This is a genomic window from Rhizobium sp. NZLR8 (assembly GCF_019685025.1).
In the GTDB taxonomy this organism is placed as follows: Bacteria; Pseudomonadota; Alphaproteobacteria; order Rhizobiales; family Rhizobiaceae; genus Rhizobium.
This window is the reverse complement of the sequence record NZ_JABDVY010000005.1, coordinates 422,227-428,544: the sequence shown is the minus strand read 5'-3', so window position 1 is coordinate 428,544 and position 6,318 is coordinate 422,227. Positions and strand designations below refer to the sequence as shown.

Annotated in this window: 7 protein-coding genes and 1 pseudogene; 3 read left to right on the top strand and 5 right to left on the bottom strand. The window is 60.8% G+C overall.

Annotated features, from left to right (window positions below; translation table 11 throughout):
- Window positions 1-424 precede the first annotated feature (424 nt).
- Together HJB89_RS15080 and HJB89_RS15075 are read left to right on the top strand one after the other, a co-directional pair.
- Window positions 425-1,669, top strand: coding sequence for a murein L,D-transpeptidase family protein (locus tag HJB89_RS15080; protein WP_221150143.1), 1,245 nt, complete (start codon window positions 425-427; stop codon window positions 1,667-1,669).
- A gap of 5 nt (window positions 1,670-1,674) precedes the next feature.
- A complete protein-coding gene (locus tag HJB89_RS15075; protein WP_018482755.1) occupies window positions 1,675-1,899 on the top strand; it encodes a sulfurtransferase TusA family protein in 225 nt (74 codons plus the stop codon).
- 198 nt (window positions 1,900-2,097) lie between these two features.
- Here HJB89_RS15075 and HJB89_RS15070 read toward each other — a convergent pair whose 3' ends face one another.
- The 4 genes from HJB89_RS15070 to HJB89_RS15055 form a co-directional block, all read right to left on the bottom strand.
- Window positions 2,098-2,595, bottom strand: coding sequence for a DoxX family protein (locus tag HJB89_RS15070; RefSeq protein WP_207582019.1), 498 nt, complete (start codon window positions 2,593-2,595; stop codon window positions 2,098-2,100).
- Window positions 2,592-3,374: a DUF2063 domain-containing protein gene (locus HJB89_RS15065; RefSeq protein ID WP_221115530.1), complete on the bottom strand. Its 783-nt coding sequence runs from the start codon at window positions 3,372-3,374 to the stop codon at window positions 2,592-2,594. The genes HJB89_RS15070 and HJB89_RS15065 overlap by 4 nt, the downstream gene beginning before the upstream one ends.
- The gene (locus HJB89_RS15060) at window positions 3,371-4,258 is read right to left on the bottom strand and encodes a DUF692 family multinuclear iron-containing protein (protein ID WP_221115529.1); all 888 of its coding nucleotides are present in this window, start codon (window positions 4,256-4,258) and stop codon (window positions 3,371-3,373) included. Before HJB89_RS15060 ends, HJB89_RS15065 begins: the two co-directional genes overlap by 4 nt.
- Before the next feature lie 64 nt (window positions 4,259-4,322).
- Window positions 4,323-4,610, bottom strand: a complete 288-nt coding sequence (locus tag HJB89_RS15055; RefSeq protein WP_207582022.1) for a DUF2282 domain-containing protein — start codon at window positions 4,608-4,610, stop codon at window positions 4,323-4,325.
- Window positions 4,611-4,737: 127 nt separating this feature from the next.
- Here HJB89_RS15055 and HJB89_RS15050 point away from each other — a divergent pair.
- Window positions 4,738-5,128 (top strand): annotated as a pseudogene (locus HJB89_RS15050) (FadR/GntR family transcriptional regulator); the annotation flags it as partial.
- Between the two features lie 33 nt (window positions 5,129-5,161).
- Here HJB89_RS15050 and HJB89_RS15045 read toward each other — a convergent pair.
- The gene (locus HJB89_RS15045) at window positions 5,162-6,316 is read right to left on the bottom strand and encodes a GTP-binding protein (protein WP_221115527.1); all 1,155 of its coding nucleotides are present in this window, start codon (window positions 6,314-6,316) and stop codon (window positions 5,162-5,164) included.
- Window positions 6,317-6,318: the final 2 nt, after the last annotated feature.

Here is a 6,318-nt window from a genome sequence, read left to right as displayed (position 1 = left end):
GCCGATATGGCCAGAAAACCCGCCTCAATCGGCCAAAATCCCACCGCACGACAGCCAGTCTGTAAAAAAATCAGACCCACAGCAAGCAACTGCGCCAACGCAGAGCGAATTTCAGCAGCCTGCTAAATTAAAGAGTAGAGCATGATGTCGTCCGAAAACCGCGCACACTTTTCGGCATCATGCTCTAAAACAGCCGGAAATCGCTGAGACTTTTCGGCATCATGTCCGAGACAAGTTCGGCTTTCGCCGATTGGGGCCAAATCTTGGCCACATTGATACTATCTGTAACATTCGCGCTTGCGGGGATGTTCGGGGCACGTCATAGGCTGGTAAGGTTTTATAAAGTATAAGCCGCCTATGATTCCTTCCAATGCCCGAACTCCATAGGCGGACCGGGTCGCTTTATCTTTATGGGCTAGTTTGGATGCGCATACGTCATTTTGCCTATGTTTCCCTCATGGCGCTGGCTCTTGCCGGCTGCAATGATGCGTTGGATACCGCGCAGGTCGATCTCTCCAAGGTCAAGAACAAGGTCGAGCAGCCGCTTCCTGCCCATATCCTCACCGCCATGTCCGCCAAGGGCATGGACCGCAATTCGCCGATCATGATCCGCATCTTCAAGGAAGAAGGTGCCATGGAGATCTGGAAGGCGAAGACCGACAACCGTTTCGACAAGATCGCCGATTACAAGATCTGCGCCTGGTCCGGCCGTCTCGGTCCCAAGGTAAAGACCGGCGACCGGCAGGCGCCGGAAGGTTTCTACGACCTGTCGCGCGCCAACCTGAACCCCAACTCGAAATATTATCTGGCGATCAACACCGGCTTCCCGAACCGCTACGACGCGGCGAACGGCCGCAGCGGCTCCGATTTGATGATCCATGGCGCCTGTTCGTCCTCCGGCTGCTATTCGATGACCGACCAGCAGGTGCTGGAGATCTACGCCTTCGCCCGCGACGCCTTCAAGGGCGGCCAGTCGACCGTGCAGCTGCAGGCCTTCCCCTTCCGCATGACCGCGGAAAACATGGTCAAGCATCGCCTCGACTCGAGTTACGACTTCTGGAAGATGCTGAAGGTCGGCTACGACAATTTCGAAGTGACGAAGCGCCCGCCCGAGGTGAACGTCTGCGAGAAGAAATACGTCTTCAACCAGCAGGCAACCGATGGCGGCGCCTTCAATGCCGCCGGCAAATGCCCTGCTATGTCGACGCCGCCGGCGCTGACGGCCGCCCTTGCCGCCTACGGCAAGACCTATGATGCCGACTATGCCAAGGCGATGGGCAAATTCGACGGCATGGCCTGGTACGATCCGTCCGAAGCCGAGCGCAAGGCCGTGGTCGCCAAGACGCGCAAGGGCCGCGAACTCGCTTATGCCCCGACCGGCACCTCGCTGGAAGCCGGCCGCATGGTCAAGGTTGCCGAACTCGAAGACATGATGGCCAAGCGCACCGCGCAGGGCATTGCCACCAAGACCGCACCGGGCGCCACACCACTCGCCGCTGCCCAGCCGCAGCCAATGGCAGTCGCTGCCGCGACCCCCGCGGTCGTCGCGACCCCCGCGGTGGTTCCTGTGCCGATGCCGAACCCGCTGGCCTATACGGCGCCCGAACCGCAGGAAACCGCGGAAGCCGCGACAAAGAAGCCGTTCTGGAAATTCTGGGCGCGGAACTGAACGGCTTGAACCCCGTTCTCTACGATCTTCGCGGCCTGAAATGCCCCTTCCCCGTGATCAAGACACGCAAGAAGCTTGCCGCCATGGCAAGTGGCACGCTCATTCGCGTCGACACCACCGATCCGCTGGCGGTGATCGACATGCCGCATTTCTGCAACGAGGACGGCCACGAACTGGTCGAGACCGAAAAGACCGAAAACGGCCACCGCTTCCTGATCCGCAAGCGCTAAAGCGCGTCGCATCAAACTTGATTCATGCGACGCGCTTTAGTCCTTTGTTTTTATGCATTTCGTTATCCCGGAACCGCTGCACACAGATTCGCTCTTAGCGCTTTAGCCTATTGTTTTTACGCATGTCGTTATCGCGAAACCGCTGCACACTTTTGCGCGACATGCTCTAAAATCAGCCCGAACAAGTCGCAACGCAGGTCATTTGCGGCGTTGCATTACCAGTGGATCAATTGCGATCCTGCCGCCGCCAAACACGACCAATGCCAATGCCATCGCCGCCCAGGGCAGGTGGAAATTCGCCCAGCCATCGGGAATGGTCAGTTGGATAATCGCCGTCATCAGCAGCAAGCCGAGGGCGGCAAACCGCGTCCCCAAGCCGAGGATCAACAGGACCGGCAGGACCAGTTCGCCGATCCCTGCTGCCGTCGCCATCGTCAAGGGAAACGGATAGGGAATCTCGCTGCCGAAGATATGGAGTCTGAACTCCTGTTCGAAGAGATATCTTGCCCCTTGTGAAAGCGTCAGGAATCCGTCCCATTTCGTCAGTCCCGACTTGAAAAAGGGAATTGCGAGCGCGAAGCGCAGCGCCAGCAGCGGCAGCGATGGGGGAAGGGAGGCGAGCAGGCCTTCGGTGCGTGTGACGAGAGCGGCAAGGGCAGCGCCAGCGCCGTATGAGGAGGCTGCTTCGGTCTTCATGGGACGTTTCCTTCATCCTGTTGCAGGGCGCCGAATGCACCGAGACTGGCAAGACCAATCAGCGCTGTTCCAAAATCGAATTCGGGGGCGGCGATCAATGCCGCCTCTGCTGCCGCACCCAGCGTGGCGGCCTTGAACAAGCAGGCCGCGAAAACGGAGTCCTGCGGCGGCAGGATATGAACATGGACGGTCATCTCCGGCCGCACGACCAGCACATCCTGCGCTCGCCAGTCGGCGACCGGCATAACCATGTCCTGCTGATGCGCACTCCAGATCGAGCCAACAGGATGGTCCGAACGGATCAAACCCGCTGAAGGGTGCGGCACCAGCCGCAAGTCGGCAAGCGTCTCGGGCGCCAAGGCCGAGAGGGCCGCGAGATCGAGCGGCGCGGCGTCCGCCGCCTGATAGGCCCGCGTCCAGGCCGCTTCGATCCGGGCGACGCCGGCCAGATAGGCAAGATTACTCGCCGGCCGGAAGCTTGCAATGAAATCCGGAAAGTCGCCGCCATATTCGATAATCAGCGGTGAGGTGGGTTTGTGATCCTGGGCATAGGCCCGCGCCATAGCTGTGAAGAATTGCTTTCCAACGAGCCGTTCCGTCACCGGAAAGTGCTGCGCCAATGCCCTTGTCAGCCCGACGAAGACATTGTTGCGGTAGATGGCGAACCGCGCAGCGTCGGTCGTGCCGCGCGCTGTGGTGATACCGTCCGGCACCGGCCGGTCGGCATGCAGCAATGCATCAGCAAAGGCGTTCTGGCTTGCGGCGAAATCCATTGTCATGCCGCCCGGATCCTACGCTTATTGCGGCGGAGCGTTTCGGCGGCGAGCATCGCATCCGCGCGGGCCGCCTCCGTCTGCAACGTCACGAAATCCGGGACGTCGTTGTCCCATTCGATCAGCGTCGGCAGCGGTCCGCTGCGCGCAAGCGTGTGTTCGTAGAGCGCCATCACATCGCCCTTGACCGCCGTACCATGCGTGTCGATCAGCAACCGGTCGCCGGCGTCGTCGAGGGTCTCGTCGTAGCCGGCAAGGTGGATCTCGCCGACCAACTCGACCGGGAAGCAGTCGATATAGGTGGCGGCATCGAGCCGGTGATTGACCGCCGAGACCATCACGTTGTTGACGTCGAGCAGCAGACCGCAGGCGGTCCGCTCCGCAATTGTCGCCAGAAAGTCCACCTCATCGATCGTGCTGTCGGCAAACAGCACGTAGGTCGCCGGGTTTTCGAGCAGCAGTCGTTGTCCGAGCGCCTGCTGCGTTTCGTCGACATGATCGATGACGCGCGCCAGCGTTTCCGGCGTATAGGGAAGCGGCAGCAGGTCATTGAGAAAGCCCGTGTCGTGGGTCGACCAGGCCAGATGTTCGGAGAAGCTCTGCGGCCGATAGCGATCGATCAGGCCGCGCAGCCGCTTCAGATGCGCCTTGTCAAGCTCGTGCGCTGCACCGATCGACAAGCCGACGCCATGCAGCGAAAGTGGATAGAGTGCACTCACGGCTTCCAAATAGCGATGCGGCGGCCCGCCGGCGCCCATATAGTTCTCGGCATGCACCTCGAAGAAGCCGATATCCGGCCGATTGGCCAGAATAGTCTCATAGTGCTCGGGCTTGAGACCAAGGCCGGCACGGGCGGGCAAGGCGGAAGTTGGGATTTTTGAAGCGGACATCGCGGTTCCTCCCGATTTGTCGGACAATGGCGGGGACCCGTGTAGCTGGGCCCCCGCTTGACGGTCAGCCCTTCATCGGCTCCAGCTTGCCCATGTGGCCGCCGACATTCATGCTGGTGCAGGTACCGGTCGGCACAGCTTTCCAGGAGTTGCCCTGATAGTCCATCGTCGAGGTGCCTGCGCAGGTCGTGCCGGCGCCTGCGGCGCAGTCGTTATGTCCCTTGAGCGCGATGCCATAGCACTTCTCGTTGCCGACCATTTTCTCAGCCGGCAACGGGGCGGCGAAAGCAACGGACGCAAAAGCGGTGGCGAGCGAGCCGGCGAGGGTAAGGGTGAGCGTCGAACGGTTCATGGATGATCTCCTCTTGGATGTTCCGCCGGCCGGTCATCGGCCGGGTAACTCTCCATTCGGTTCGGCAAGGCCTTCTGTTACGCATGGCAACGAACACGAATTCGTGATCGACAATATGGTTTGCTGCAATGCAGCACAGGAGGCGCAGATCCAGGAAGCCTCCTTCGAATTCGACCGGCTGCTCGGCCGCGGCGAAGCGACGGGTAAGAGCGACTTCGCTTTCCACCGAGAAATCGCGGCTGCCACGAACAATTCATATTATGTGGAAGTTCTCGATGCGCTTGGCATGCGGGCGATCCCGTGCGACATAGCCTCGCCCTGGGGCACAGACAGCACGCTGTCGCGTGACTATCCGGAAGGCCTGCAGCGCGGCGAGCATCTGGCAATCCTGAGGGCGATCTCGGCCGGTGACCCGGAAGCCGCCCGCGCCGCCATGCGCGCCCACCTGACCGCTATCGCAGCTGCTGAGCGGCCAGCAGGCAAGATGGCTTTCAGGCAGCGGTAAACACAGAAGCTGAAGAAGATCGCGTAACAACAAATGTGAACGCGATCTAGATTCGCATGCCGGGAATGGCGAGCGGATTGTCGGACAGCGCGGCGCGATCGGGCATGTCGATGCGCGGCTTGCCGAGGAAGGCGTCGAACAGATCCTTCACGAAGGCTTCCGACAGATCCTTGGTGATCAGCACCATGCGCGTGCGCCGGTCGCTGGGATCCGGCCAGGCGGCAAGCCGCACCGGCGGATGGAAGATGCTTTGCACGCCATGCAGCACCAGCGGTCGGTCCGGCCGGTCGGAGACGGAAACGATCGCCTTCATCCTCAGCAGCTTCTCGCCATGGGCAGAGCGCAGCAGGTCGATAAACATGTCGAGCGCCATCGGATCGATCGGCTTTTCCTCGACGATCGAGAAAGAGCGGATCGAGGCATCGTGACGGTTGACGTCATGCGGGTCCTGATGCGCGTGATCATGGTGGTGATGGTGGCCGTGGTCCCCATCATGATCATGATTGTGATGCGCCTCGTGCGCATTCTCGTCCTGCAGCCAGCGGCCGACATCGGCGATCTTCGTCGCCGGATCGTAGATGCCGTTGACGAGCACCGCGGCACTGCCTGCCTCGGTGCTGTCGGCATCCATCATCGTCGCGCGCGGATTGAGCGCCCGCAGGCGCTTTTCCAGAGCATCCACTCCAGCTGTCCCGCCGGCCATCGGTTTTTTCGAGACGATCAGCCGGTCGGCGACCGCCGCCTGCTTGCGCGCTTCCTCGTGATTGTCGAGCGTCTGCAGCCCGTTTACCGCATCGACGACGGTAACGACGCCATCGAGTTCGAAATTCGTCGCAATGACGGGATTGCCCATGATTGCCTGCATGACCGGAGCAGGATCGGCAAGACCCGTCGTTTCGATGACGACGCGCTTCACCGGCTTGACACGGCCGGTCTGCACAGCGTCCATCAGGTTTGCCAGCGTATCCACAAGCTCACCGCGCACGGTGCAGCAGAGGCAGCCGTCTGAGAGTTCGATGATCGAATCGCCGGAACTTTCGACCAGCAGATGATCGATGCCGACATCGCCGAATTCATTGATGATGACGGCTGCATCCTTCATCACCGGATCTTTGAGGATGCGGTTGAGCAGCGTCGATTTGCCGGCGCCGAGAAAGCCGGTCAGGATGGTGACCGGAATCCTGTCGTTGAGCGCGCTCATGT

What these genes read in the sequence shown, in the direction of transcription:
- HJB89_RS15080 (WP_221150143.1), top strand. Translation starts at nt 425, where the DNA reads ATGCGCATACGTCATTTTGCCTATGTTTCCCTCATGGCGCTGGCTCTT.
- HJB89_RS15055 (WP_207582022.1), bottom strand. Translation starts at nt 4,610, where the DNA reads ATGAACCGTTCGACGCTCACCCTTACCCTCGCCGGCTCGCTCGCCACC.
- HJB89_RS15060 (WP_221115529.1), bottom strand. Translation starts at nt 4,258, where the DNA reads ATGTCCGCTTCAAAAATCCCAACTTCCGCCTTGCCCGCCCGTGCCGGC.
- HJB89_RS15070 (WP_207582019.1), bottom strand. Translation starts at nt 2,595, where the DNA reads ATGAAGACCGAAGCAGCCTCCTCATACGGCGCTGGCGCTGCCCTTGCC.
- HJB89_RS15045 (WP_221115527.1), bottom strand. Translation starts at nt 6,316, where the DNA reads ATGAGCGCGCTCAACGACAGGATTCCGGTCACCATCCTGACCGGCTTT.
- HJB89_RS15065 (WP_221115530.1), bottom strand. Translation starts at nt 3,374, where the DNA reads ATGACAATGGATTTCGCCGCAAGCCAGAACGCCTTTGCTGATGCATTG.